The organism is Paenibacillus sp. YSY-4.3 (assembly GCF_054767475.1).
This window is the reverse complement of the sequence record NZ_BAABMC010000003.1, coordinates 612,314-638,647: the sequence shown is the minus strand read 5'-3', so window position 1 is coordinate 638,647 and position 26,334 is coordinate 612,314. Positions and strand designations below refer to the sequence as shown.

At 49.3% G+C, this 26,334-nt stretch carries 26 protein-coding genes; 22 read left to right on the top strand and 4 right to left on the bottom strand.

Features of this window, described 5'->3' with window-relative positions; translation table 11 throughout:
• Positions 1–2 precede the first annotated feature (2 nt).
• Positions 3–1,235, top strand: a complete 1,233-nt coding sequence (thiI, locus tag ACYUJT_RS13765; RefSeq protein WP_460323325.1) for a tRNA uracil 4-sulfurtransferase ThiI — start codon at positions 3–5, stop codon at positions 1,233–1,235.
• Positions 1,236–1,329: 94 nt separating this feature from the next.
• On the opposite strand, the gene ACYUJT_RS13760 is transcribed toward thiI, so the two are convergent.
• The gene (locus ACYUJT_RS13760) at positions 1,330–2,034 is read right to left on the bottom strand and encodes a TerC family protein (protein WP_460322975.1); all 705 of its coding nucleotides are present in this window, start codon (positions 2,032–2,034) and stop codon (positions 1,330–1,332) included.
• 141 nt (positions 2,035–2,175) lie between these two features.
• Here ACYUJT_RS13760 and ACYUJT_RS13755 point away from each other — a divergent pair, with 141 nt between their 5' ends.
• The 6 genes from ACYUJT_RS13755 to ACYUJT_RS13730 all read left to right on the top strand — a co-directional run bounded on the left by ACYUJT_RS13755 (position 2,176) and on the right by ACYUJT_RS13730 (position 7,514).
• Positions 2,176–2,829 (top strand): TerC family protein, encoded by a 654-nt coding sequence (locus ACYUJT_RS13755; RefSeq protein WP_460322973.1) that lies wholly within the window; start codon positions 2,176–2,178, stop codon positions 2,827–2,829.
• Positions 2,830–2,932: 103 nt separating this feature from the next.
• Positions 2,933–3,430: a hypothetical protein gene (locus ACYUJT_RS13750; protein WP_460322970.1), complete on the top strand. Its 498-nt coding sequence runs from the start codon at positions 2,933–2,935 to the stop codon at positions 3,428–3,430.
• Between the two features lie 154 nt (positions 3,431–3,584).
• Positions 3,585–5,426 carry a translational GTPase TypA gene (gene typA / locus ACYUJT_RS13745; RefSeq protein ID WP_460322968.1) on the top strand — a complete coding sequence of 614 codons (1,842 nt, stop codon included), beginning with the start codon at positions 3,585–3,587 and terminating at the stop codon, positions 5,424–5,426.
• A gap of 61 nt (positions 5,427–5,487) precedes the next feature.
• A complete protein-coding gene (locus tag ACYUJT_RS13740; protein WP_460322966.1) occupies positions 5,488–5,802 on the top strand; it encodes a YlaH-like family protein in 315 nt (104 codons plus the stop codon).
• A 100-nt stretch (positions 5,803–5,902) separates the two neighbouring features.
• Positions 5,903–6,991, top strand: a complete 1,089-nt coding sequence (locus ACYUJT_RS13735) for an LCP family protein (protein WP_460322964.1) — start codon at positions 5,903–5,905, stop codon at positions 6,989–6,991.
• A 70-nt stretch (positions 6,992–7,061) separates the two neighbouring features.
• Positions 7,062–7,514, top strand: coding sequence for a pyridoxamine 5'-phosphate oxidase family protein (locus ACYUJT_RS13730; protein ID WP_460322962.1), 453 nt, complete (start codon positions 7,062–7,064; stop codon positions 7,512–7,514).
• 55 nt (positions 7,515–7,569) lie between these two features.
• Here the strand turns inward: ACYUJT_RS13730 and ACYUJT_RS13725 are convergent, their stop codons facing one another.
• Entirely contained in the window at positions 7,570–8,226 is a 657-nt protein-coding gene (locus tag ACYUJT_RS13725) for a YhcN/YlaJ family sporulation lipoprotein (protein WP_460322960.1), read from the bottom strand.
• A gap of 109 nt (positions 8,227–8,335) precedes the next feature.
• Here ACYUJT_RS13725 and ACYUJT_RS13720 point away from each other — a divergent pair, with 109 nt between their 5' ends.
• On the top strand, positions 8,336–9,667 hold the full coding sequence (locus ACYUJT_RS13720; protein ID WP_460322957.1) for a PhoH family protein: 1,332 nt from the start codon (positions 8,336–8,338) through the stop codon (positions 9,665–9,667).
• Between the two features lie 161 nt (positions 9,668–9,828).
• Entirely contained in the window at positions 9,829–11,103 is a 1,275-nt protein-coding gene (locus ACYUJT_RS13715) for a sugar ABC transporter substrate-binding protein (protein ID WP_460322954.1), read from the top strand.
• Between the two features lie 18 nt (positions 11,104–11,121).
• Here the strand turns inward: ACYUJT_RS13715 and ACYUJT_RS13710 are convergent, their stop codons facing one another.
• Positions 11,122–12,213: a coiled-coil domain-containing protein gene (locus ACYUJT_RS13710; protein WP_460322951.1), complete on the bottom strand. Its 1,092-nt coding sequence runs from the start codon at positions 12,211–12,213 to the stop codon at positions 11,122–11,124.
• A gap of 147 nt (positions 12,214–12,360) precedes the next feature.
• A complete protein-coding gene (locus ACYUJT_RS13705) occupies positions 12,361–12,597 on the bottom strand; it encodes a DUF2626 family protein (protein WP_110932156.1) in 237 nt (78 codons plus the stop codon).
• Positions 12,598–12,945: 348 nt separating this feature from the next.
• Here ACYUJT_RS13705 and ACYUJT_RS13700 point away from each other — a divergent pair, with 348 nt between their 5' ends.
• The 13 genes from ACYUJT_RS13700 (at position 12,946) to ACYUJT_RS13640 (ending at position 26,328) form a co-directional block, all read left to right on the top strand.
• On the top strand, positions 12,946–13,599 hold the full coding sequence (locus ACYUJT_RS13700) for an RsfA family transcriptional regulator (RefSeq protein WP_460322949.1): 654 nt from the start codon (positions 12,946–12,948) through the stop codon (positions 13,597–13,599).
• A 113-nt stretch (positions 13,600–13,712) separates the two neighbouring features.
• Entirely contained in the window at positions 13,713–14,669 is a 957-nt protein-coding gene (locus tag ACYUJT_RS13695) for a ketopantoate reductase family protein (RefSeq protein WP_460322947.1), read from the top strand.
• Positions 14,670–14,737: 68 nt separating this feature from the next.
• Entirely contained in the window at positions 14,738–15,121 is a 384-nt protein-coding gene (locus ACYUJT_RS13690; protein WP_460322944.1) for a DUF3397 domain-containing protein, read from the top strand.
• A 229-nt stretch (positions 15,122–15,350) separates the two neighbouring features.
• A complete protein-coding gene (locus tag ACYUJT_RS13685; RefSeq protein ID WP_460322942.1) occupies positions 15,351–17,051 on the top strand; it encodes a peptide ABC transporter substrate-binding protein in 1,701 nt (566 codons plus the stop codon).
• 179 nt (positions 17,052–17,230) lie between these two features.
• A complete protein-coding gene (locus ACYUJT_RS13680) occupies positions 17,231–18,163 on the top strand; it encodes an ABC transporter permease (protein WP_460322940.1) in 933 nt (310 codons plus the stop codon).
• Between the two features lie 3 nt (positions 18,164–18,166).
• Positions 18,167–19,117: an ABC transporter permease gene (locus ACYUJT_RS13675; protein ID WP_460322938.1), complete on the top strand. Its 951-nt coding sequence runs from the start codon at positions 18,167–18,169 to the stop codon at positions 19,115–19,117.
• Between the two features lie 11 nt (positions 19,118–19,128).
• Positions 19,129–20,124 (top strand): ABC transporter ATP-binding protein, encoded by a 996-nt coding sequence (locus ACYUJT_RS13670; RefSeq protein ID WP_460322935.1) that lies wholly within the window; start codon positions 19,129–19,131, stop codon positions 20,122–20,124.
• The gene (locus ACYUJT_RS13665) at positions 20,121–21,056 is read left to right on the top strand and encodes an ABC transporter ATP-binding protein (RefSeq protein WP_460322932.1); all 936 of its coding nucleotides are present in this window, start codon (positions 20,121–20,123) and stop codon (positions 21,054–21,056) included. Before ACYUJT_RS13670 ends, ACYUJT_RS13665 begins: the two co-directional genes overlap by 4 nt.
• 148 nt (positions 21,057–21,204) lie before the next feature.
• Positions 21,205–22,842 carry a bacillithiol biosynthesis cysteine-adding enzyme BshC gene (gene bshC, locus ACYUJT_RS13660; protein ID WP_460322930.1) on the top strand — a complete coding sequence of 546 codons (1,638 nt, stop codon included), beginning with the start codon at positions 21,205–21,207 and terminating at the stop codon, positions 22,840–22,842.
• Positions 22,843–22,895: 53 nt separating this feature from the next.
• Positions 22,896–24,164 (top strand): adenosylhomocysteinase, encoded by a 1,269-nt coding sequence (locus tag ACYUJT_RS13655; RefSeq protein ID WP_460322927.1) that lies wholly within the window; start codon positions 22,896–22,898, stop codon positions 24,162–24,164.
• Positions 24,165–24,465: 301 nt separating this feature from the next.
• Entirely contained in the window at positions 24,466–24,903 is a 438-nt protein-coding gene (mraZ, locus tag ACYUJT_RS13650) for a division/cell wall cluster transcriptional repressor MraZ (RefSeq protein WP_460322925.1), read from the top strand.
• A 20-nt stretch (positions 24,904–24,923) separates the two neighbouring features.
• Positions 24,924–25,877, top strand: a complete 954-nt coding sequence (rsmH, locus tag ACYUJT_RS13645; protein WP_460322923.1) for a 16S rRNA (cytosine(1402)-N(4))-methyltransferase RsmH — start codon at positions 24,924–24,926, stop codon at positions 25,875–25,877.
• A gap of 43 nt (positions 25,878–25,920) precedes the next feature.
• On the top strand, positions 25,921–26,328 hold the full coding sequence (locus tag ACYUJT_RS13640) for a hypothetical protein (protein WP_460322920.1): 408 nt from the start codon (positions 25,921–25,923) through the stop codon (positions 26,326–26,328).
• Positions 26,329–26,334: the final 6 nt, after the last annotated feature.

Genomic DNA, 26,334 nt, shown 5'->3' with positions numbered 1-26,334 from the left:
TGCTGCAATATGATATGCTTCTGCTGCGTTTTGGGGAAATTACCGTCAAAGGCAGAAATAGATCCCGTTTTGAAAAAGCCGCTTTGGCTCATGTCCAAGATTTGCTGCAGGCTTATCCGGCGACCGAAATCAAGAAGGAATACGGGCGGATCTATGTCATCCTGAACGGAGAGCCTGCAGCCCCAATTATCGAAGTTCTGAAAAATGTATTCGGTGTTACGTCGATTAGTCCTGTCAAGGTAGCGGCTTCCGAAATTGATGAGATTATTAATCAGGCAATCAGCTTTATCGAGAGCATGGATATCTCTAAGGAAACGACCTTTAAAGTCAATGCAAGAAGAGTTTGGAAGCAGTTTCCCGTATCTTCCCAGGAAATGAATCAAGTCATCAGTTCGCCGATTCTGAAGTCGTGTTCCTATTTAAAAGTCAATGTGCGCAATCCAGAAATCGAGCTTCGCATCGAGGTTCGCGAGCAGGGGACTTACCTGTTCTCCGAGGTCGTTCCGACCGCGGGCGGATTTCCTCGGGGGACGAACGGAAAAGCGATGCTGCTGCTGTCCGGAGGAATAGACAGCCCTGTTGCTGGCTGGTCCGCGATGCGCCGGGGACTGGAAATCGAGTGCGTGCACTTTCACAGCTATCCGTATACGAGCAAAAAGGCGGAGGAGAAGGTCATCGATCTAGCTCAGGTGCTGTCCGGATATTACGGAAAGATTAAGCTTCATCTCGTGCCGTTTACGGAGATTCAGACGACGCTCGCGGGAGGCAATCATGAGAACGTCATGATTACGCTCATGCGCCGGGCTATGCTGCGGATCGCCACCTCCTTGGCCGAGCGAAACGGCGCACTCGCCCTCGTTACGGGCGATAGCCTTGGACAGGTTGCAAGCCAGACGCTGGCCAGCATGAACGTTATTGGAAGGGTTACGTCCTTGCCGATTCTTCGGCCGCTGGTGACGACCGATAAAGAGGAAATTATCGGGTTGGCGCAGCAAATTGGCACTTATGAATTATCTATCCTGCCTTATGAAGATTGCTGTACTCTGTTTGTGCCGAAATCTCCATCGACGAACCCGAATTTGCATATTATCGAGAAAATCGAGGCATCCCTGCCTCAACTGGATGAGCAAATCAAGGAAGCGGTCAGCAAAACCGAGACGATCGTTATCAAACCGGGCGAAACTGTGGTTAGAAAATCGCAAGGGGAGCCGGTCGCGCAGGATAAATGGTTCTAGCAGGGTAAACGGCTACGCGCTACTTTTTAGCACGGGAAAAAGCAACAAGGCTGCCTCACTATTATAGTGAGGCAGCCTTGTTTGTCATCCGTGTTTAGCGTGTAGCATGACGCGATGGGCGTTTATTGTTCCGTTCCCGCTGCCTTTGCTTTGCTGCATAGCCGGCGCCAAGCACGCCTAAGATGGTTAGGGCGATAAGCGCATATCGAAGCACGGGCTTGTCCGCGAAGAACGGCTCGAAATGCGGTTCTGCAGTGATCATGTGGGAAGCGGTATAAGCGAGCACGGCAGAGCCGACATAAGCAATCCAGGGAAAACGCGATAGCAGCTTAATGAAGAGGGTACTGCCCCAGATGACGATTGGGACGCTGATCAGTAGTCCAAGGACGACAAGAATCATATGCTGCTGGGCGGCTCCCGCAACGGCGATGACGTTATCGAGCCCCATCGCTGCATCGGCAATGACGATGGTCCTTACCGCTGGCCAAAGGGATTCCTTCGCATCTATCGTTTCATGGCCGCCGTCGTCGACAAGCACCTTATAGGCAATATAAACAAGCATAACGCCGCCAATAGCGAGCAGCCAAGGGATATTGAGCAGCCATACGACGACGAGTGTCGCGGCGATTCTAAGCAGAACCGCTCCGCCTGTACCAAGCAAGATGGCTTTCTTCTGTATATGTGAGGGCAGCTTCCTGGCGGCCATTCCGATGACGATGGCATTATCTCCGGCCAGGATCAAATCGATGAATATGATGTTAATCAGAGCGATAAAAAAGGCGGTGCTAAATAGTTCCACTACTGTCACTTCTTCCATAATTTTTTGCCATGTACTTAATTATTAATTCACTAAAAGTGGTTTTTGTCCAGTGTTGTTTTGTAAAAGAAAGGGTATAGCTTGGCACATCCCTTCATACAAGTGTAAGGGAGGGATAAGCCGATGGAGCATGTAATATTGTTAACCGAAATCCTTATTATTAATTTGGTGCTTAGCGGCGACAATGCCGTCGTCATCGCCATGGCCAGCAGAAATCTTCCCGTTCAGCAGCGCAGGCAGGCCGTGTGGTGGGGAGCGCTTGGCGCGGTGCTGATGCGCTGCGTCCTGTCATGGCTGGCGACGATTCTGTTGAAAATCCCCTTTATTCAAGCGATTGGGGGAGTGCTGCTGAGTACGATCGCTTTTAATCTGCTCCAGCACAGGGATAATGATTCGACAAGAAGTCACGCGGACACGATTTGGAAGGCGATCCAAACGATACTCTTGGCCGACTTTATCATGAGCCTGGACAATGTCTTGGCGATTGCTGCTCTGGCTAAAGGGGATCTTGCCATACTGGTTATAGGTATTGCCATAAGTATACCCATTGTGATTTGGGGAAGTAATATCATTACGGACTGGCTGCAGCGGTTTCCGATATTGACGTTTGCCGGGGCAGGCATATTAGGCTATACGGCTGGGGAAATGCTGATAAGGGATGTAAAAATGGGCGTTTTTTTGACTAAAATGCTGCCATCCATGCACGGTTGGATTCCGGTCATTCTTGCTGCGCTTGTTATTATGTTCGGTTGGATTCGCAATTATAAAGCGACATGAGGGAGTGGCGTTTTCGCCCATCTTCATATAAACTGGAATTAGGTGGGATGTCACAAAAACGGTGGCCCTGTCCGTAATTGTCAATGGGAAGGTGAGTGACGGAATGTCCGACAACAACAAGCTGATGACCGGCATACTGATCTTGGCAGCAGGAATTATCATTTTGCTTGGGAAATGGGGAGTATTCAGTTTTCTCGGAAAAGCGCTATGGCCGCTGATTCTCTTGATTCCCGGCATACTGCTGCATGTGTGGGTTATTTCCAGAAGAGCTTCTGCCGAATTGCTGCTGCCTGCGGGGATTCTCGTCGTCTACTCCATTTTATTCTTTATTGGCATCATCGGGGGCTGGACCTTCCTGTTCCATAAAATGTGGCCAGCGTTCATACTCGGCATTGCCGTAGGCTTGTTCGAATATTACTCGTATTCGCCGCAGCGCCAGGGCGGCATGCTGTTGACGGCTATTGCGCTTGGGACTGTATCCATTATTTTGCTTGGCTGGAGCCTGTTCTCCCTTTCTTTTGTTTATCTGCTGGCGATCGTGATGATTGCTGCGGGAATCTGGTTGATTGTTGCCCGCGGGAATAGCCGCCGGATCTGGTAGATCTCTGGAAAGTTCTTGAATTATTTCTGGTTTTGCGTATAATATTAAGGATGGATTAGCGTCGGAATTTCTCGTCCGGCGCTTCTTTGGGTGGTTCAGTCGGTATGTCAACTTGTTACAAAGACACAGACATGAAAGGAATTGGAAAAAACTTATGCATGGTAGAAACAATATTCGCAATATAGCCATTATTGCTCACGTAGATCATGGCAAAACAACGCTTGTCGACAAGCTGCTTCAACAGTCCGGCATTTACCGGGACAATGAGTCGGTGCAGGAGCGCGTGATGGACTCTTATGATTTGGAGCGCGAACGCGGCATTACAATTTTGGCAAAGAACACGGCAATTACGTACAAAGATTACTTGATTAATATTGTCGACACGCCGGGTCACGCCGATTTCGGCGGAGAAGTGGAACGGATCATGAAGATGGTAGACGGCGTTCTGCTCGTGGTTGACGCCTATGAAGGCTGCATGCCGCAGACGAAATTCGTGCTTAACAAAGCGCTGGAGCACCAGCTCACTCCGATCGTCGTCGTGAATAAGATCGACCGTCCGGCCGCTCGCCCATCGGAAGTAATCGATGAGGTGCTTGATTTATTCATCGAGCTTGAGGCCAATGACGAACAGCTGGAGTTTCCTGTCGTATATGCTTCCGCTTTGAACGGCACCTCCAGCTTGGACCCAGAGAAGCAGGACAGCAATATGCAGGCGCTCTATGACACGATTATCGACCATATTCCGGCGCCTACGGAGAACGTGGAGGAGCCGTTGCAATTCCTTGTTACGCTGATGGATTATAACGAATATTTAGGGCGCATCGCAATTGGCAGGGTTAACCGCGGAGTTATTCGCCAGGGCCAGCCGGTTGCCGTGATGACGCGGGAAGGTGGCAAGAAATCCGCCCGGATCGAGAAGCTGTTTGGCTTCAAGGGTCTTAACCGCGTAGAAATCGATGAAGCCGGAGCAGGCGATATCGTAGCGATTGCAGGCATTAAAGACATCAACATCGGTGAGACGATCGCCGACCCGAACCATCCGGAAGCTTTGCCGGTGCTCAAAATCGACGAGCCTACTTTGCAGATGACCTTCCTCGTTAACAACAGCCCGTTTGCGGGCCGCGAAGGCAAATGGATCACTTCCCGCAAGCTGCGGGAGCGTCTGATGAAAGAGCTTGAGACCGATGTATCCCTTCGGGTAGATGAGACGGATAGCCCTGATGCCTTTATCGTATCTGGGCGCGGAGAGCTGCATCTGGGCATTCTGATAGAGAATATGCGCCGAGAGGGATATGAGCTTCAGGTATCCAAGCCGGAAGTTATCGTGAAGGAAATCGACGGCGTTAAGATGGAACCGATCGAACGCTTGCTCATCGATGTGCCGGAGGAGCATATGGGCACCGTCATGGAGAGTCTCGGCTCTCGCAAAGCGGAAATGGTCAACATGGTCAACAGCGGCAACGGACAGGTCCGACTAGAGTTCCTTATCCCTGCCCGGGGGCTGATCGGTTATGGCACTCATTTCCTGACACTTACCCGTGGTTACGGCATTATGAACCATGCGTTCGACAGCTATGGACCGTTCGTCGGCGGACATGTCGGGGGACGTCATGAAGGAGTTCTCGTATCGACCGAGAACGGCGTGTCGACCATGTACGGCATTCTGTCGATCGAAGACCGCGGCATACTATTCCTCGAGCCCGGCACGGAGATATACGAAGGTATGATCGTCGGGGAGCATAACCGCGATAATGATATCGTCGTGAATATTTGCAAAGAGAAGCAGCTGACTAACATTCGTTCGGCAACGAAAGACGATACGGTGAAGATGAAAACGCCGCGGCTCTTCTCCTTGGAGCAGGCGCTGGAATACCTGAATGACGACGAATACTGTGAGATAACTCCGAAAAACATTCGCTTGCGGAAGAAAATTTTGAACAAGAGCGAACGCGAGCGTGCTGAAAAACATCGCAAAATGTCTGAAGCCAATTTATAATGGTAAAGTAAGGCTGTAAGAAAACAATAACTAGGTTACTGCCTCGAAGGAGGGAACTGTGTTGCAACAATGGTTTGCCGATCACCCGGTGATCACGTATATTCTCATTTTTGTATTGGTTACTTTCGTGTACAATAAGGTGTTTCGGGCTCAGCAGAAGCTCCCCTTATGGAAAGAAGTCATCTTGTACGTGTTAATGGCGATCGGCTCTTTCATGCTGCTCATTTTTCAAATCGACAAGCTGCCGATTATCCAGTGTCTTCTCGTTGCAGTCGCACTTATGCTCATGGTGCGCATCCGCTATTTTGTGGAAGGGCGCCGGAACAAGAAGAACGGCTCGTCCACCGTGGAAGGGGACGGAGGAACTACTCCGTAAATGCCGGATCCAGGCACAGGCTTGTAACTTTTTGAAGCGCAGATACGTTTTTAGATTGTAGGTCAAGTTGCTAATTCACATGAAAAAGGTGTTTTAATCCATGAGTTCTACACGTAGTGGCCTGCCTCCTCGGGAGCAAAGCCATAGAAAGTCATCTAAAAAAAGCTCTCGCAAGAAAAAAAAGAAAGCCAGCGGATTCCAGATATTTTTACGGACGCTGCTGACGCTGTTGATTGTGCTGGCACTCGGTGTAGGCGTGTATATCGGCTATTTGTCCGTTACGATCGATCAGGTTATCGAGGAAACCGGGACTGACGAGAAGGTTGCGCCTCAGCAGTCGGCTAAGATTAAGCCGCTGACGATGCTGCTATTGGGGACGGACTATCGCCCGGAGACGAAGACGCATCTTACCGACGTGATGATGGTCATCGCTATGAATCCCGAGACGAAGTCGGCTACCGTCGTGTCGCTGCCGCGCGATACACTGTTGGAGCTTAAGGGATATAGGCCCGACAAACTGAACGCATATTATCCGAATTTCCTTGTCCAGGAGAAGAAAACGGGAATTACGGCCACATATGAGATGAAGACGATGATGAGCAAATATTTCGATCTGGACATCGATTACGTCACCGTATTGAATTTCCAGGGCTTCCGCGATGTTGTGGATGCGCTTGGCGGCGTCGATATCAATGTCGATGCGGACATGTGCTACCGCGACCGTGCGGATAATACGAACATCAACCTGAAGAAGGGACAGCAGCATTTATCGGGAGAGGATGCGCTAGGTTATGTCCGTTACCGTAAATCCAATTGCAGTCCGCGAACGAAGGCTTCCGATGACTTCGACCGCAACCGCCGCCAGAATGAAGTGCTGCATGCGCTCATCGATCAAGCCAAATCGCTTGACGGCGTGCTCGGCGCCGGGAAAGTGATTCAGTCGGTCGGCAAGAATATGGAGACGGATCTGGAATCCCAGCAAATGAAAAACATCATTTCGGCTTATTGGAATATATCCAAGGAAAATGTGGCGTTCATGCCGGTCACTGGTCAATGGAAGAGCCCATACGTCTACTTGAACGCGGATGAGTTTGAAAAGGCCAAGCAGGCGCTGAAGGATGAACTGGCAGGCAACAAGCCTAAAGCCGATGAATCCGCGGATGCCGAGGGTGCAAAAGCAGGCAACTGATGATTGAAGGCAAGTTTTGCAGCATGCTATAATACAATCATATAGAAGGATTGTATAGGAGGGCTGGTTCATGTCCGATATCGTTACGCAGTTATCCGAACCTTTATACACCGCTTTCCAGTCCGAGATGTTTGTGTTATTAAGCACCGTAGATGCCGAATCCGGCGGACCGACTTCAAGCGCGATTTCCTGGGTCTATGCGCTGGATCATTCTACGCTTCGCCTTGCCCTTGACCACCGTTCGCGGCTGGTCGGCAATATTAAGGCTCACCCGAAGGTAACGATTACGGTTTTCGGCGAGGGGACAATCTACGCCATTAATGGCAGAGCGTCCGTTGCCCAGGATCCGCTAGAGGGAGTTCCTTTCAAGATGTGCTGCTTCGACGTGTATATCGAGGCGGTTCGCAACGCCTTGTTCTATGGAGCACAGCTTGTTTCTGCTCCTGTGTACAATAAAGTTTATGATCGCCGTGCAGCGGACATGCTGGACGCGCAAGTGTTTGAAGCCATGAAAAAAGCCTAGCGAATTGTTTTTCGCTGGGCTTTTTTTCATTGACATATTTTCGCTGACATAGTAATTACTTATGTCCCTGTGGAGCCATATGCATGTTGTTGTTTCTTTGCTGTTTATTATGCTGTGACTTCGACTTGTAGGTATGACTTTGCGTGGAAGGCTGGTTTACAGATGCGCCCGGTTTGCGTCCCTGGATGTCATTTTCGGTTCTTGGTACCGTATCTCTCGGCATTTGCGGCATAATTCGTCCGATAATATCGGCTAATTCTGTAGCAAATCCGGAGACGGGGTGCCCTTGCCGGATTTTGGTGCCGATCTCCGAAATGCGGTGGTTCAAATCGACATCTGCGGTAACGATTGCCCCGGCGCCATGCGGATCCTTACGCAGCGCTTCAGCTACGGTGTACTTGATATTTCCCACACGGGCTCTTTCCAGCTTGCCATCGACATCGATGCCGACTACGGCCGTATTGCCCAAAACAACGCAGTGGGCTCCCTTAACACCGGGCACCCGCTTAACGAGCTGCTCCAGATGGGCTTGCTTATTGAGCTGATTTTGGTTGCTCGCGTTGTAAGCTACCGGTTTCTTGCCTGGTACGGTGCTTTGAGCCCGCGGGTTATTGTTTGGTTGACCTTGTGGAGAGGGTGATGCCTTTTGTGAAGCTGTTTTACAGCCTGTAAGAAGAATAGCCGTCAGTAATAAACACAGCCATATTCGCATGTTAATCGTCCTTTCGGGAATAATGTCTGTCTTTAAGCTTCCCGCCAGAGGGAAGAAATATGTATGTAAATGAAATAGGCTGCAATGACAAGCGGTGGAGGGGATAACTGTGAAAAAGATATTTGTATTGGATACGAATGTACTGCTGCACGATCCCAATGCGATTTTTGCCTTCGCAGAACATGAGGTCGTCATTCCGGCCATCGTCCTGGAGGAGATCGACTCCAAGAAGAGGAATGCTGACGAACTGGGCCGAAATGCACGGGGAGTCTCCAGGCTGCTTGACGGACTTCGCGAAACCGGACATCTTCATGATGGAGTAAATCTGGACAATGGCGGAACGGTAAAGGTGGAGCTGAATCATCGCAGCTTTGCCAAAGTACAGGAGATGTTCGGGGATATATCGAACGATAACCGCATTTTGGCTGTTGCGCTGAACTACCACCTGGAGGAAGGCGCACTCGGTTCGCCCAAAACGGTCGTGCTTGTAAGCAAAGATGTTCTAGTCCGCATTAAGGCTGATGTGCTTGGTCTAACGACGCAGGATTACCTCTCCGACCGTACCGCAGGCCCAAGTGAGCTGTATGCTGGACACTCCACCGTCAAAGTACATCCTGGCGTTATTGACGAGTTCTATTCCTATCGTTCCCTGCCCATCAAGCCGCTGGGATTAACCTATCCGCTTTATCCTCACGAATTTGTCATCTTGAAGGATGAAATGGGCAGTGGAAAATCAGCTCTGCTCAAGGTTAGCGATGATAGTCTGAAACTTGCTCCCCTATTTCTCAGCAATGAACCCGTGTGGGGAATCAGCGCGCGCAATGCCCAGCAGCGGATGGCCCTTGAGCTGTTGTTAAATGACGAAATCCCGCTTGTAACTATTACAGGTAAAGCCGGTACCGGGAAGACCTTGCTTGCTCTGGCCGCCGGATTACTGAAAGTAGAGGATGAGCATAAATATAAGAAACTGCTGATTGCCCGTCCTGTCGTTCCGATGGGGAAAGACATCGGATATCTGCCTGGAGAGAAGGAGGAGAAGCTTCGGCCGTGGATGCAGCCTATTTATGATAACCTGGAGTATTTGTTTGATACGAAAAAATCAGGGGATATCGATAAAATTCTCATGGGACTCGGCAGCATACAGGTTGAGGCGTTGACTTATATACGGGGACGATCCATCCCGGGACAATTCATTATTGTGGACGAAGCCCAAAATTTGACGCGCCATGAAGTGAAGACCATTGTGTCGCGGGTCGGCGAGGGTAGTAAAATTGTCCTGCTCGGGGACCCTGAGCAAATCGACCATCCATATCTGGATTCCGCCAGCAATGGTCTGTCTTATCTGGTAGAACGCTTCAAGGAACAGGGCTTGAGCGGCCATATCACCTTGGAGAAAGGCGAGCGCTCCAAATTGGCCCAGGCGGCCGCAGATTTGCTGTAACCTCGCGGAAGACTTGAAATTAAATGCCTGAATGAGCCGCCGGACTTAGTTTCGGCGGTTTTTGCCATGTTTTGTAGGGGACAAAGTATGAGGTAATTTGTTACAATAAGGGTTGATTGGATGTCGGACGGCGATCGGAACGCCAGAGAGGAAGAACAGGTGTGAAGCGTAGAAATCATTGGGTGCTTTTTGCTATCCTTTTACTTGCTTTAATTAACTTGTCTCCAAGTAAGCAGTCGACCCTTATTCGCAACGAGGAAGGCATTATTCCGGAGCCCGTATCACTTCCGAGCCAAAAAGAGGTGCAGGAGCCGGGGCATTTCCGGGTCGCTGTGCAGATGAATGAAGGAGAATTTTTGCGTTTGCAGCAATTGAACTATGAATATATGAATCAGCATGGAGATCAGATAGAGCTGGTGAATTTGCCTTCCGAGGCATTGTACCGCGATTTGCTGCAGCAGTTCGAGCTGGGGGAATCGCCGGATGTCCTGCTGCTGGACAATGACTGGATACGGAAATTCGCGTCCAGCGGATATCTTCTGCCTGCCGAGCGCTATTACTCGAGTCCTTTGGCGGGAGAGGTACTTAGCGTATCGTTGGGCCAGAATGAATGGAATGGATACTTATGGGGAGTCCCCTTTGATACTGATCCTTATGTATTTGCATATAATCCCGGCTTGATCAAGGAATTGGGGCTGGATCATCCTCCACAATCGGCGGACGACTGGGAGAAGCTCTTATCCTCATTCAAGAAGCAGAGCCGGATACCGAGTTTTCTAGCTGTGGATATTAGCGAGCCATATGCGGTATTATCCTTGCTCTGGCAATTTGGCGGGAATGCGGAGGCAGGAAACCCGTCTACTTTTGAAATGACAGAGGGAATGCAGCAAGCCATTCGATATCTGGAGGAGATTCGTCCTTATTTGCTTCATTATGATACGGAAGCGCAGCCTGCAGCAAACGTTTGGAAGCGTATTTATGACGGAGAAGTGGCAATTTGCCTTACCCGCGCGTCACAGATTAAAGACGGGCAGCATACGCGAATGGAGGCATTTATACCCGAACCGGGAAGTACGGGCAAAACGATGTGGAATTACGGGCGAAGCTTCGTTGTCTCCTCCAAGAGTCCAAATGCCGAAGCAGCAGGGGCATGGATCGAAGAAATGACTGCAGCCAGCAGGCAGCGGGAGTGGCATGAGATTACAGGCCATTTACCTGTCCTTAAGTCGCTGTACTTCGATTTTGAAAGAAATAAAATACCGGCATGGGTTCCGGCATCATTGGTGGGAAGCAAGCCGGATGCTTTGCCCGTCAACAGCCTCCTTCCCGAGCAAATGGAGCAGTTGGGCCGCCTGACGCTGGATTTCATAAACGGCCAGATCGCCCCTGAGCAGTTTAGCAAAGAAATTGCGCAAATCGGCGTGAGAAATAAATAAACACAAGCAAGAAGCCCTCTAAAGAGAGAGCTTCAGCTTGACGGTCAAGGTTCCCTTCTGAATGACTGCTTCGTCAGCCTTCACGAAGGGAACTATTTTTTGTGGATAAAATCCGAGATCAAAGTCCTTCTCCAGCTCCAGGCGCGTTGTGTCCGGCAGCTCTAAACCGTTAAACACGAGGCGGTCCACGTGAAAAACGATGGCATTCTGCGGTACGTTCTCTACGGTATAATGGCCTTCTACCCGAAGATTGAGGCCTTCCCGGCTTCCCGTAGCAACAATTTTATCCTCTTCGAAGAGGAATGCCATATTGCTGAGCAAGTCATTTTTGCCGCGAAGGAAGGCATTTAAATCCTCTTCGCGAATAACGAGAACGTAACCTCCGTTTTCCGAGACTAGGCTGTCTTGATGATCCTTTAGAAAGTCTTGGAAATCCATCATGGCCGAAGCGAGGGCCTTAAAGTAACGGCGCACCTCGTGCAATCCGACATTTTCCCAATAGGTCGTAAGTTCTTCGATCATCGCTCTTAAGTGCTCTGGATCCGCGCTTGCTCCAAGTTTTCCATCCACGCTGCGCTGCAGCTCTATCACGCGTGCACGCTGCTTCATCAAATTGTCTTTCATCCGCGTCAGATCATCGGCCAGCGCCGCCAGCTGTTTCCGCGATTTGTTCAGCTTGGCGAGTTCGTTTCTGTAGCCCGTTAGCACATCGCGATCCCGCTCCATAATCAATTGGTAGTAATCCAGTACCGTAAAGAAGTCTTTCCAGCTGTTTACGGACAGAAGTGCCGCAAGCAAATCCTCGCGTTCCCCCATGTAATAGGCTCTGATCCGGGCACCGGCACGTTCCTGAGTGATCAGCAATTTTTCTTCCTTGACGGCCAGCTCTTTGGAAAGATTGAGCATAGACTGTTCGGTATCTTGCTGCTTCATTTCGACTCGGGCAATTTCCCGGTCAATTTCCACGATGGACAAGCTCTTCTCCAAAATTTCCTGTTCCTCTTCCGATAACGGGAATGCGTAGGCTATGTGTACAGGGAAGATAAGGGCTGCGAATAACGAAACTGCCAATATGCAGGAGGAGCAGAAGGATTTGAGACGTCTGTTCAAGAGCGTTCCTCTCCTTGGGTTGATCTATAAATATATATGATATCAGGACAAGAAATAGTCTTAACGAAAAAGGGCGCTCCGGCCTTGGCCGAATCGCCCTTGATTGAAAGAGTGAGCTAATCCTACTCGTTCAGCATACTTATGGTTTTAGAGAGGAAGCCCCATCTGGAAGATCGTCCAGTAACTGAAGCCTGTAAAGGCGACGATCATGTATCCCCAGAACAGCAGGATATACGTTCTCTCCGTAAATTTCAAGTAACCGAAGATGACGAAAAAAGCCGTTTGCAGGAAAAATAGCAGGGCCATTTCGATATGGTTACCGGCAAATGCCATAAGTCCAATCGTTAACGTGAAGAAGCCAAGGACGCGGTACATGCGTGCCACAAATAAGTCCCCCTTTCGTATGTATCGGCGACACCCAATTTACTATACCTCATTATACCCATAACCCTAACAACTGTAAACGAAAAGTCTCAAAGATTAACGATTGATTCACGGGTAAGTGATTAATGTTATGGAACCGTTGTTTTGAGTGAATTAAGAATATTTTGCTTTTTATCGGACGAGGTATGACAGCCCTTTATTTTGGACATACAAAATAGTATCAAATAGATTCTATGAACTCTATGAGAGGCATAGGATGGAATATGAAGCTTTTTTACCGATTACACCGGCCCGGAATCGTGCCCGGAAGACGGTTATATTAGGATGTCGTTAGGAGGTTTTTATAGCATGACAGCTGTGAGACAAGATGCATGGAGCGCGGAGGACGACTTGATCCTGGCCGAGGTAACCTTGCGCCATATCCGCGAAGGGAGTACCCAACTGACTGCGTTTGAAGAGGTGGGAGAACGAATAGGGAGAACGGCAGCAGCTTGTGGATTCCGCTGGAACAGCTGTGTCCGTAAAAAGTATGAAGCGGCTATCGGCATCGCCAAGGCGCAACGGCAGAAACGGAACTATATGAAAAAGCAGGGATCGATCACAAGCCAATCTTCGATCGTTTCCTTGGCTTCTGTAGATCTGGAAGAAGGACTCTATAAAAGTGAAGGGGTTACGGAAGAGACGATTTCCATCGATGCGGTCATCCGGTTTTTGCGGGGGTGGAAGAATACGGTTCAGGAAACGAACAGATATGTGAAGCAGCTTGAGAAGGAGCTTCGGGAGAAGGACGAAGAGCTGGCTTTGCTGCGTGAAGAAAAAGAGCGTTTGTCTGATCAGGTCAACGAGGTGCAGACTGATTACAGGGTCGTGAACGATGATTACAAAGCGCTGATTCAAATTATGGATCGGGCGCGGCGGCTTGCATTTCTGAATGAAGAAGATGAAGAGCTGAAGACAAGATTTAAAATGGATGCGAACGGCAACCTGGAGCGAATCGAATAGGCCAATCCAAGTAGAATGAGAAATTCCGGTGCATGAATGCCGGAATTTCTTTGTGTTGCCGGGACAAGGTCTGGTATAAAGGAATTAACAGAAATGAGAAAAGGGTGGAGAAGATGAAATTCGAGATCATTGGCGCGGGCGCGCTCGGTTTGCTCTATGGGAGCAAGCTGGCTGCTTCCGGACAGGAGGTCCGGTTTTGGACAAAAACCGCGGAGCAGGCCGAGCTACTGGTTTGGAAGGGGATCGCTTTGCAGGAAGGAGAAGAAGGCGCCCCGGTCGTCATTGCTGGTCCTGCAGCCTATCCGCTCCAGGAGGCCGCTACCTTGCCGCAGACGGATCGACATGCCGATTGGGTCCTGCTGGCAACGAAGCAGAGACATATTGACAGCGTCCTGATTAGCACGCTTCAGCCATTGCTGGGTCCTGAAACGCATATCTTGTGTTTTCAAAATGGAATCGGACATTTGGAGTACTTGTCGGAAGTCTTTCCAGGTACGCCGATTTATGCGGCCATAACGACCGAAGGGGCGAAGCGGCCCTCCTCTCGGCATGTTATTCGTTCCGGGCAAGGGACAACCACGATCGGCATGGCAGAACAGCGCGGCGAATCGGCAGATTTATACTCAAAAAATGCCGTGGAAAAATTAATTGGTGCCCTTGATATGGCAGGATTTTACGCTCTTCTGTCGAAACACATCGATAGGGAAATTTATAGAAAACTGCTCATTAATGCTGTGATTAATCCGCTTACTGCGATTTGGCGGATCCCGAATGGGGAGCTGCTGGACTCTGAGGAGCGCAGGGCACTGCTGAGGCAGCTTTGCAATGAGGCGGCAGCGGTTTACGCCGCCCTGGGCATTCCTTTCGAAGGGGATGCTTATGATGTAGTAGCAGAGGTATGCCGCTTGACGGCGAGCAATACTTCCTCGATGCTGAAGGACATTCTGCAAGGAACGCCGACGGAAATCGATTATATTAATGGCCGCCTCGTAGAGATGGCTAATCTGGCCGGCGCTTCGGCTTCAGGCCACGAAATGGTGTGGAGGCTAGTTCGCGGATTACAGAAGTAGTGTTCCAAATTACGGAATATGAACCCGAAATTCATTGTTGTTTTGAAATATTTGCAGGAGGTGGAATCATGAGTCTGTTAAGTAATACCTTGACCATTCTCGCTATCGTGCCAATCGTTCCTTTTTTGCTTGTTTACTTCATTCATTTCTATTTGAAAAGAGATAAGAAAGCGGCGCTGCTGCTTGCGATGGACGTGTCGACGCTATTTTTCATTCTAGCGGCTGCGGCCTTGTTCAACAACGTGTTCAAATCCGGCTTCGGACTCTACCTCATCGTGCTGATTCTGCTCATCGCTGCCGGACTGATCGGCGGTGCGCAAAATCGCCTAAAAGGGAAAGTTGATATCAAGCGGATGCTGCGGGCAGTATGGCGTCTCGCGTTCGCCGGAACGGGCGTAGCTTACGTGCTGTTGTTTCTGATCAGCTTTATTACATATATTTGGACAGCATGACTAACATAAATACCTGCGAAGAAATATTTTCACAAGTTGCACACTTTTTGGCGGCAAAAATCGAGCATATGATGAAGCCAATAATGTAGAAAGGACTATTTTGTTAAGAAAAAGCAAAGGATTTTATTAACAATAGTTCAATTTCTGAAATTTTGTATTGGATTTTTTGACCGCTGGTTGTATAATCTAAAAACATATACCACAAATTTTTAAGGGGGATGTTTGCTAGATGAAGAAGAATAAGAGTCTCTTGCTTCTTTTGACGTTGGTTTTAGCACTCAGCACTTTGCTTGCTGCTTGCGGTTCCAATGACAAAGGTGCCTCTGAAGGCGGCAAGAACAATGCACCTGCCGAGAATGCAAGCAGCGGTGAGGAGAAGTTGGCTGCGGATCAAACGCTTAGAGTCAATTTGAGTGCTGAGCCTCCAACATTCGATCCAGCGCAAGCGCAAGATAGCCAAGCTAACACTGTCCTCAAAACGATGTACGAAGGTCTGGCTCGCATGGATGAGCACGGACAGCCTATTCCTGCTGCGGCGGAAAAATGGGATGTAGATGGCACGAAATATACGTTCCATCTGCGTCAAGACGCAAAGTGGAGCAACGGCGACCCTGTAACGGCTAATGACTTCGTGTTCGCATGGGAGCGCGTACTTAGCCCGAATACACAACCTGCTGCACCTTATGCTTACCAATTGTACTACCTAAAGAACGGTCAAGAATACAATGAAGGCAAAATTACTGATTTTAGCCAAGTCGGCGTAAAAGCAGTCGATGAATACACGCTGGAAGTTGAATTGGTTGCACCAACTCCTTACTTCCTTGGTTTGACTTCTTTCTATACTTACTACCCTGTTCATCAATCCGTTAAGGACGATGCAAAATGGGCAGTAGATGCAAGCAAAATGATCGTTAACGGCCCGTTCACATTGACGAGCTGGATAAAAGGTCAAACAATCGAAGTATCTAAGAACGAAAATTATTGGGATAAAGACAGCATCACGCTGAACAAAATTACGATGTCCCTTGTAAATAGCGGAGCAACTGAGCTTACAAGCTACAGAAACAATGAATTGGATCGTGCAGGACATCCGAACGGTGAAATTCCTACCGACCAAATTCCAATTGTTCAAAAAGAACTGAAAGACGAATACAAAGTTAAAGGTATCGCAAGTACGTACTACTACCAATTCAACTTGACGGCTAAGCCGTTTGACAACGCAAAAATCCGTAAAGCATTCGCAATGGCGATCGATCGTCAAATCATCGTCGATAAAGTAACGCTTGGCGGACAAATTCCGGCATTCGGTTTCGTTCCTCCAGGTATCAAAGGGATTAACGACGAATTCCGTGCAGAGAATAAAGATGATTTCTTCACTGAAAATGTAGAGGAAGCGAAGAAGCTTCTTGAAGAAGGTATGCAAGAAGAAGGCTACACAAAATTGCCTGAAATCACTTTGACTTACAACTCCAGCGAAGGCCACAAGAAAATTGCTCTGGCTGTTGCTGATATGTGGAAACAAAACCTTGGTGTTGACGTGAAAACGGAAAACCAAGAGTGGGGCGTATTTATCGAGAACCGTCAAAACCTGAACTATCAAATTGCACGTGCAGGCTGGAGCGCAGACTATAACGATCCGATGACATTTATCGACATGTGGACTTCCAACAGCGGTAACAACGATATCGGCTTCAAGAACGAAGAGTACGATAAGCTTGTTGCTGAAGCGAAAGCCACAGAAGATAACGAAAAACGTAACGAAAACTTCAAAAAAGCCGAAGAAATCCTCGTCAAGGACAACATGGCTATTATGCCAGTTTACTACTACTCGAACGTAGCGGTAGAAAAACCATGGCTGAAGAACGTAGTGCTCGATTTCAGCGGCGCGATCGATTATACTCGCGCTTACATTACAGACGCGCGTAAGTAGTTCGAATAGCTGCACCGGGATATATATGTGGGTATTCCATATATATCCCGTTTTTTTGTATGCGGTCAGGAAACTTCCAGCCTTTACGCACTTATGGCAATTATATTGAATAGACATTGTGAATGAATTATCCTAAAATCGATTTATGTCGAAATTTATCAAAGGAGGTGCTAACGGGCATGGTTCGTTATATTGCCAATAAGTTTTTCTATATGTTGGTTTCGCTGTTCATACTGATCTCGGCCACCTTCTTTCTGATGAAAGCAATTCCAGGGGATCCTTTTACCTCGGAGAAAAAGGTTCCGCCTGCGATTCAGCAGCGTCTGTATGAGCAATATGGTTTAGATAAGCCCGTTTATCAGCAGTATTTTAAATATTTGGGAGATATAGTTCAAGGGGACTTCGGTATTTCGATGAAGAAGATCAACCAAGACGTATCTGACATTATCGGACAGACGTTCTCCGCTTCTTTGAAGCTAGGACTAGTAGCGATTGTTGTTGCGGTTATCGTTGGTGTACTGCTCGGAATGCTGGCAGCGCTATATCATCGCAAGCTGATCGATAACGTGGCGATGGTGCTAGCGGTGCTTGGAATTGCTGTACCCAGCTTCGTTGTGGCTACCTTGCTTCAATACTTATTCGCCTCCAAGCTCCACTGGCTGCCGACGATGGGCTTTAACGGACCACTGTATTACATTATGCCGGTGGCAGCGTTGACGGCTCAGCCGATCGCGTTCATTGCCCGCCTGACTCGTTCAAGCATGCTGGAAGTATTGCATGCTGATTATATTAAAACGGCTAAGGCAAAGGGCTTGGGTTGGATGGCTATCCTGTTCCGTCACGTCATCCGGAACGGAATAATGCCGGTTGTCACTTATTTAGGACCAATGACTGCGAATATCGTGACGGGTTCCGTCGTCATCGAGCAGATTTTCGGAATCGGCGGTATTGGTAAGCAGTTCGTTGAGGCGATAAGCGTCCGCGATTATCCGATCATTATGGGAATTACTATTTTCTATGGAGTACTTCTCATGCTGGCTCGGTTCTTAACGGATATTGCATATGTGTTCGTAGATCCCCGTATTAAACTGAACAAAGGAAAGGAGGGGTAACGGATGGATCTAAAACCGATGAAAGTAATGCCGGCCCCTGCTGACCTGAAGCCGGAGGATTTCCGCAAAATCGGTACCGATGAGAAGGAAGCGGAAATTATCCAGCGGGAAAGCATTTCCGCGTGGAAAGACGCCTGGTATAGACTTCGCAGCAACAAGCTGGCGATGACGGCTCTTGGAGTGCTGGTATTAATCGTAATTGCGGCCATTGTAGGCCCGATGATTTCTGAATACAATTATTATTCCAACGATTTGCTGAATACGAATGCGAAGCCATCGGCGGAACACTGGTTCGGAACCGATGACCTCGGGCGCGACATGTTCGTTCGTACCTGGATGGGGGCGAGAATTTCCCTGATCGTTGGCTTGGCCGCTGCCTGCATCGACTTGCTGATCGGTGTTATATATGGCGGCATTATGGGTTATTTCGGCGGCCGTGTGGATGAAATTATGAATAAGTTTTCCGAAATTCTGTATTCCATCCCTTACCTTCTGGTAACGATTCTGCTTCTTGTCGTCATGGAACCGAGCCTGGGCACGATTATTTTGGCTCTGACGATTACCGGATGGATCAACATGTCTTGGATTGTGCGCGGTGAAATTATGCAGCTCAAAAACCGCGAATTTGTACTTGCTTCCCGTTCCATGGGCGCAGGGTCGGGACGCCTGTTATTCCGTCACTTGCTCCCGAACGCTGTGGGACCAATTATCGTTACCGTTACGCTCTCTGTTCCGAATGCGATTTTCGCCGAAGCGTTTCTTAGCTTCCTGGGACTTGGCGTGCAAGCGCCAATCGCCTCTCTCGGGTCGATGATCAACGATGCGCTTACCGGCTGGCTGTACTATCCATGGCGTATGCTGTTCCCAGCCGTTTTGATTAGCTTAACTATGCTATCGTTTAACATATTCGGCGACGGTCTTCGCGACGCGCTGGATCCTAAACTGAAGAAATAGGAGGTGGAATGATGGAACCGATTTTACAAGTTAAGGATCTGCATGTATCTTTCCAGGTCAAAGGCGGAGAAGTAAAAGCCGTTCGTGGCATGAACTTTGAAATAGGTAAAGGGGAAACGGTTGCTATCGTCGGTGAATCGGGCAGTGGTAAGAGCGTTACGGCCCAAACAGTCATGCGCCTGATCCCGTCCCCTCCATCGATCATTAAGCAAGGTGAGATCCTGTTCCAAGGACAGGATTTGCTCAAGAAAAGTATTAAAGAAATGGAAGCTATTCGCGGTAAAGACATTGGCATGATCTTTCAAGACCCAATGACCTCCTTGAATCCGACGATTAAAGTCGGCAAGCAAATTACCGAAGTGCTAATCAAACATCAGAATATGTCAGCGGCGGAAGCAAAGAACCAAGCGATCGAAATGCTGAAGCTTGTCGGTATCAAAAATGCTGAAGCCCGCTTTAATCAATATCCTCATGAATTTTCCGGAGGGATGCGTCAACGTGTAATGATCGCGATTGCGCTGGCTTGTCGGCCTGCCCTGTTGATCGCCGATGAGCCGACGACCGCCCTAGACGTGACGATACAGGCACAAATTATGGATGTTATGAAAGACATGCAGGAGCGTCTCGGAACATCGATCATTCTGATCACGCACGATCTCGGCGTCGTAGCCGGCATGTGCGATCGGGTTATCGTCATGTATGCTGGAGAAGTAGTGGAAACCGGAACTAAATGGGAGATTTTCAAAAACCCTCAGCATCCTTATACCAAGGGACTGCTTCGTTCCATGCCGCGCCTCGATCAGAAGAAGAGCGAGCCGCTTATTCCGATTATCGGGACTCCGCCCGATTTGATTAAGCCGCCGCTAGGCTGCCCGTTTGCGGCACGCTGTGATCAGGCAATGAAGATTTGTGAGCGGATCGATCCGGAAGCGACCGTGTTTAGCGACACGCACACAGCGCGGTGCTGGGATCTGCATCCGATGGCGAAGGAGGCGCAGTCGTCTTGAGTAAAAATTTGATCGAGGTCGAAGGCCTCAAGAAATATTTTAATGTCGGCGGTGGCAACGTACTAAAGGCCGTCAACGATATCAGCTTTTCCATTGCGGAAGGGGAGACGCTAGGACTGGTTGGCGAATCCGGCTGTGGCAAATCGACGGCAGGACGTACGATTCTCCGTTTATACGAGCCTACCGGGGGCAGCGTCAAGTTCAACGGGGTAGACATCAGCAAGCTTCCTTCGAAGCAAATGAAGGCGATGCGCCGCGATATGCAGATGATTTTCCAAGATCCGTATGCTTCGTTGAATCCGAGATTTACCGTCACCGATATTATCGGCGAGGCACTGGACATCCACAATATGGCCGGTAGCCGGGCGGAGCGGAAGAAACGGGTCGAGGAGCTTCTCGATATGGTCGGTCTCAATCCGGACCACGCCACACGCTATCCGCATGAATTCTCCGGCGGTCAGCGCCAGCGGATCGGGATTGCCCGCGCGCTTGCCGTCAATCCGAAATTCATCATTTGCGACGAACCGATTTCCGCGCTGGATGTATCGATTCAGGCTCAGGTCGTTAACCTGCTCAAAGATTTGCAGGAGCGCCTTGGATTGACTTACTTGTTCATCGCGCATGACCTTTCCATGGTCAAGCATATAAGCGACAGAGTGGCCGTAATGTATCTGGGCCGCATCGTCGAGCTTGCGGAGAGCGAGGAGCTGTATGCTAATCCGATGCATCCGTATACGAAGACGCTTCTGTCCGCTATTCCGATTCCGGATCCGGAGATCGAGGCCAACAAGAAGCGCATTTTGCTAGAGGACGACGCCAATGGTCCGATCCAATCGGCAAAAGGCGGTTCTAACGGCGGTGCGTTTGATTTGGAAAATTCCGAGCTGGTTGAGGTAACCAAGGGACATTGGGTATCGATGCCGAAAAAATAACAAGAACCCATAAGCTCTCTCAGCGTCGCTTTGCGCCGCCTGGGAGAGCTTATTTGCTGAAATTGAAAAGATTCGCTTTGACGAGAAAGGAGCACATTCGGTACAATCGAATGGAGGTTTCCGATAAGAACAGGAGGATATGAACCTGATGAACGTTGTTCAAGAGCCTTTACAATCTGGTCAACCGCTGGCAGAGTCCTACATATCGGACTATTATGCGGTGGAGCATTTATATGGCGGGCATCCGGCAGACGACCGGAGCTGGACGGCTAGACTACAGTGGCTGGATCAGACGGAGCATTTACGGGTCGGGCGGAAGGAACTTGCTGACCGGCTTCGTCAATATAATGAACGGTTCAACCCGGCGCCTGCCGTGATGAGTTCGTTGAATAAGCTGGAACAGCCGGGAACCGTCGTTATTGCTGGAGGGCAGCAAAGCGGCTTGTTCACGGGGCCTTTGCTTGTCATATATAAAGCCGCAACGATTATTAAAGCGGCTGAGCGGGCAGCTTCTCTGCTGAAGCGGGACGTCGTTCCCGTATTCTGGATCGCCGGGGAGGATCATGACTGGGATGAGGTGAATCATACATACGTACTTTCGCCGAGTCTTGAAGTTAGCCGTATCCGCATTCCGCGTGAGGAAGGCCGCAGGGGACCGGTCAGCTATACCCCGGTTAGTGAGGAAGAATGGGGCAACGCCGCTAGAGAACTGGAGAAACTGCTCCCGGATAGCGAATTCAAAGCTGATTTGCTGCAGCAATTGAGGGATACCTTGGCTGTATCCACCTCAATGACAGAAGCCTTTGCAAGACTGCTCGGCTCCTGGTTTGGGAAGTATGGTCTTGTACTGCTGGATTCCGCGGATCCGGCGTTGCGTCGGCTGGAAGTACCGATGTTCGAGGCGATGATCCGGAGTAATGATGAGCTGCAATCCGCGTACCAAGCGGCGTCCCGAGAGATTGCCGCTCAAGGCTACCATCCGCAGGCAGAGGTGGCAGAGGGAGGGGCGAATTTATTCTACGTCTTCGAGGGAGAGCGGTTGCTATTGTTTAAGCGTGACGGCCGGTTTGTCGACCGAAAGGGCATGGTTTCCTTTACTCCCGGCGAACTGCTCGACGAATTGCACAGTCATCCCGAGCGCTTTAGCAACAACGTGCTGACCCGGCCGGTGATGCAGGATTATTTACTTCCCGTGCTCGGCTCCGTGCTGGGCAACGGGGAAATCGCATATTGGGCCCTGACGGGCAAGGCGTTTGAGCTGCTCCAGTTGCGAATGCCGATTCTGCTGCCTCGGATGTCGTTCACGGTTATGGAAGATAAGCTGCAGCAGCATATGGACAAATATGGGCTGGCATGGGAAGATGTAATAGATCATTCTGTATTTGGTAGAATCAAAGCGGATTGGCTGGCACGGCAGGACCATCTGCGCCTGGATGACCAGTTCGAGGAAATGAAGCGGGCCTTCGCCGGTATGTACGATCCATTAATAGAGCAGCTTGGCAGCGTGGAAAAAGGTCTGATCAAGCTGGGTGGTGCGAACAAAGCCAAAATTATTGAACAAATGGAGTTTATGCAGGCGCGAGTCAAGGATGCGCTCGAGAGAAGCAATGAAGCGGGCTTGCATCATTTTGACCGTATTGAATTGTCCCTATTCCCACAGCAAAAGCCACAGGAGCGGGCCTATAATATTTTTGCCTATTTAAATCGCTATGGGTTCGATTGGATTGACCGTCTGATGGAAGTTCCATATGAAATGATGGGGCAGCATAGAATGATCTATATGTAGAGGCAATTTGCAACAAAAATAGAACGCAGATTATTATTTGGGAGGTTACCGCATTGACGACAAAAGCGATTCAGAATAGCGTAATTACGGATTTGAAGCTGGCTCCGGAGGGCCATTTGAAAATCGATTGGGTTGAAGCTCATATGCCTGTGCTTAGCCGCATTCGCAAGCAATTCGAACAGGAGCAGCCTTTTAAAGGCTTGAAGGTATCCATATCCTTGCACTTGGAGGCCAAAACCGCCTATTTGGCGAAAGTGGTGCAAGCGGGCGGAGCAGAGGTTACCATTACTGGCAGCAACCCGCTATCCACTCAAGATGATGTGTGCGCAGCGCTTGTCGAGGACGGCGTAACGGTGTTCGCGAAATACAATCCTGATCCGAAGGAATATAAAGAGCTGATGATCCGAGCCCTTGAGAACAAGCCGGATCTTATCATTGACGATGGAGGCGACCTGGTCAGCATTCTTCATTCCGAGCGTCCTGACCTGCTGGAGAACGTTCGCGGCGGTGCCGAGGAGACGACAACCGGCATTTTGCGCCTTAAAGCTATGGATAAGGAAGGGCAACTGAAGTTCCCGATGGTAGCGGTCAATGATGCATACTGCAAATACTTGTTTGACAACCGTTACGGAACAGGCCAATCGGTATGGGATGGCATTAATCGGACGACGAACCTTGTCGTTGCGGGTAAAACGGTAGTTGTCGTCGGCTATGGCTGGTGCGGCAAAGGGGTTGCCATGCGTGCCAAGGGACTTGGGGCCAACGTTATCGTAACAGAGATCGACGCGATCAAAGCGGTCGAAGCTTACATGGACGGATTCCATGTGATGCCGATGCTGGAAGCGGCCAAGGTAGGCGATTTCTTCGTGACGGTCACAGGCAACCGCGATGTTATTCGCGGCGAGCATTACGATGTGATGAAGGACGGAGCGATTCTGTCCAATGCAGGGCATTTCGATGTTGAGGTCAACAAGCCGGAGCTTGCGGAGCGTTCTGTTTCCGTGCGCACCGTGAGACGAAACATCGAGGAGTATCAGCTTAAAGACGGACGCAAAATGTATATTCTGGCCGAAGGCCGTCTGGTGAACCTTGCGGCAGGCGACGGCCACCCCGCAGAAATTATGGATATGACCTTTGCTCTGCAAGCCTTGTCCTTGAAATACGTAAATGAGCGCTATAATGACGTCGGTGCAACTGTTGTTAACGTGCCGTATGAACTGGATGAGCAGGTTGCCCGTTACAAACTGGAAAGTCTTGGTTTCGGCATCGACCGGCTGACGGAAGAGCAACGCGCTTATTTGGATAGCTGGCAGGAGCACTAAGCACACAACTTAAACTCATATTTTCTTGCTTTATACAGAGGCAGCCGGAATATAATTTCCGGCTGTCTTTTTGATGTGGTTGAAAACGCTAACTAGGACTTTAGTCCTTTTGTCAATGTGCTTTGTTCCTAACTATTTTATGTAAAACCTGGCAGTATTCAAAGATTCGTAAAAATATGCGTTTTAAACGAAAAATTATTTGCATTGTAGGAGGATTTTACGCTAGAATGCAGAATAACTAGTGTCATGAGTGGTGGAAAGTGGTGCAAAGTGGGGGAAAGAGGTAAGGGGTGACGGTTCAATGTTTATGGGGGAATTCCAACATAGCATTGATGACAAAGGCCGGATTATTATACCGGCTAAGTTTCGTGATCTTCTTGGAGCTTCTTTCGTTGTTACCCGCGGATTGGACCAGTGCCTCTTTGTGTACCCGATGCAGGAATGGCAAGTGCTGGAACAGAAGCTCAAGGCTCTCCCCTTGATGAAGTCTGATGCTCGTGCGTTCACGCGCTTTTTTTTCTCGGGAGCGACAGAATGCGAGTGGGACAAACAGGGAAGGGTAAATTTACCGGGCAATCTGAGACAGTACGCTAAGCTGGAGAAAGATTGCGTCGTTCTCGGTGTGTCGAACCGGGTTGAAATTTGGAGTAGAGACACATGGGAGCAATATTTCCAGCAATCGGAGGACACCTTTAATGATATTGCTGAAAAATTGGTTGATTTTAATTTTGATTTGTAGACGGTCTGGAGGGCTGCAGCTTGTTTCATCACATCACAGTGCTTAAAGAAGAAGCGACAGAAGGGCTGCGCATCAAGCCGAGTGGTATTTATGTAGATTGTACCTTGGGAGGCGGAGGGCATAGCTCGGTAATTTTGTCCAAGCTCGGAGCGGAGGGCAGGCTCATCGCCTTTGATCAGGACGATTGGGCGCATGACAATGCCAAAGCCAAATTGTCTCCTTATGGGGAACAGCTAACCTTGGTGCGAAGCAATTTTAGATATTTGCAGGAAAAACTATCCGAGATCGATTGGGTTCCTAAGAAGGACGGAGTGCCACAGGTTGATGGCATTTTGTTTGATCTGGGCGTGTCTTCTCCACAATTCGATGAAGGCGATCGGGGCTTCAGCTACAATGCGGATGCCCAGCTGGACATGAGAATGGATCAGACGGCCGGTCTGACCGCTAGAGAAATCGTGAATGAATGGCCGGAGAGCGAAATCGCACGAATTTTATATCAGTACGGTGAAGAGAAATTTTCGAGGCGGATCGCTAAAGTCATCGCCGAGAAACGTGCTGAGCATCCAATCGAGACGACGGGTCAACTGGTTGAACTCATTAAAGAAGGAATTCCGGCTGCGGCGCGGCGGACTGGCGGACATCCAGCGAAACGAAGTTTTCAGGCCTTGCGGATCGCGGTTAATGATGAACTGGGCGCCTTCGAGGACGGATTGCATGCCGCAATTCGATGCGTCGCGCCGGGCGGTAGAATTTCGGTAATTACATTTCATTCGCTAGAAGACCGGATTTGCAAGCAAATTTTCGCGAAATTCGTCGAGAGATGTACTTGCCCTCCGGATTTCCCGTTGTGTGTTTGCGGGGGGGAAGGTGAGCTTAAGCTGATTAACCGGAAGCCGGTGCTCCCTTCCGAGGAGGAACTAACCGATAATCCCCGGGCGCGTTCAGCAAAATTACGCGTGGCGGAAAAATTGTAATCTGTAGCGGAGGAATCGAGAAATGGCCTATACACGGGGTAATTTGGCAGTAAAAGAAAAGAATCAAGAACGCGGCTATCAGTCGCAGCGCTACCGTGAAACGACAAAGGTCGTCACCCGCAGAGCTGCCCTTCCTGTCCGGGAGAAGCTGTTGTATATGTTCACGATCGTGTTCTGCGTAGCCGTGATGGGTGGTTTGCTGTGGCAAAATGCTAATCTTTATAACATGAAACGGGAAATGTATAACATGAATACCGACATGCAGAAGCTCAATTCCGAGATGAACGAGCTGACGATTCAGAAAGAGAAGCTTGAGGAACAAATTCCTCAGGAAGCCGCCAAGCTCGGTTACACGGAATCGAACGAAGAAGGGTTTCACGTACAAATTTCGACGGACTCTGGCAGTAAAACTGCGAATTCGGGAGAAGCTGCCAAGATCGCCCGGAAATAAAGAATT

Excerpts from the sequence above, each read along its gene's own strand:
- ACYUJT_RS13755 (WP_460322973.1), top strand. The coding sequence starts at position 2,176 with ATGGAGCATGTAATATTGTTAACCGAAATCCTTATTATTAATTTGGTG.
- ACYUJT_RS13750 (WP_460322970.1), top strand. The coding sequence starts at position 2,933 with ATGTCCGACAACAACAAGCTGATGACCGGCATACTGATCTTGGCAGCA.
- typA (WP_460322968.1), top strand. The coding sequence starts at position 3,585 with ATGCATGGTAGAAACAATATTCGCAATATAGCCATTATTGCTCACGTA.
- ACYUJT_RS13735 (WP_460322964.1), top strand. The coding sequence starts at position 5,903 with ATGAGTTCTACACGTAGTGGCCTGCCTCCTCGGGAGCAAAGCCATAGA.
- ACYUJT_RS13730 (WP_460322962.1), top strand. The coding sequence starts at position 7,062 with ATGTCCGATATCGTTACGCAGTTATCCGAACCTTTATACACCGCTTTC.
- ACYUJT_RS13725 (WP_460322960.1), bottom strand. The coding sequence starts at position 8,226 with ATGCGAATATGGCTGTGTTTATTACTGACGGCTATTCTTCTTACAGGC.
- ACYUJT_RS13700 (WP_460322949.1), top strand. The coding sequence starts at position 12,946 with ATGACAGCTGTGAGACAAGATGCATGGAGCGCGGAGGACGACTTGATC.
- ACYUJT_RS13695 (WP_460322947.1), top strand. The coding sequence starts at position 13,713 with ATGAAATTCGAGATCATTGGCGCGGGCGCGCTCGGTTTGCTCTATGGG.
- ACYUJT_RS13690 (WP_460322944.1), top strand. The coding sequence starts at position 14,738 with ATGAGTCTGTTAAGTAATACCTTGACCATTCTCGCTATCGTGCCAATC.
- ACYUJT_RS13685 (WP_460322942.1), top strand. The coding sequence starts at position 15,351 with ATGAAGAAGAATAAGAGTCTCTTGCTTCTTTTGACGTTGGTTTTAGCA.
- ACYUJT_RS13680 (WP_460322940.1), top strand. The coding sequence starts at position 17,231 with ATGGTTCGTTATATTGCCAATAAGTTTTTCTATATGTTGGTTTCGCTG.
- ACYUJT_RS13675 (WP_460322938.1), top strand. The coding sequence starts at position 18,167 with ATGGATCTAAAACCGATGAAAGTAATGCCGGCCCCTGCTGACCTGAAG.
- ACYUJT_RS13670 (WP_460322935.1), top strand. The coding sequence starts at position 19,129 with ATGGAACCGATTTTACAAGTTAAGGATCTGCATGTATCTTTCCAGGTC.
- bshC (WP_460322930.1), top strand. The coding sequence starts at position 21,205 with ATGAACGTTGTTCAAGAGCCTTTACAATCTGGTCAACCGCTGGCAGAG.
- mraZ (WP_460322925.1), top strand. The coding sequence starts at position 24,466 with ATGTTTATGGGGGAATTCCAACATAGCATTGATGACAAAGGCCGGATT.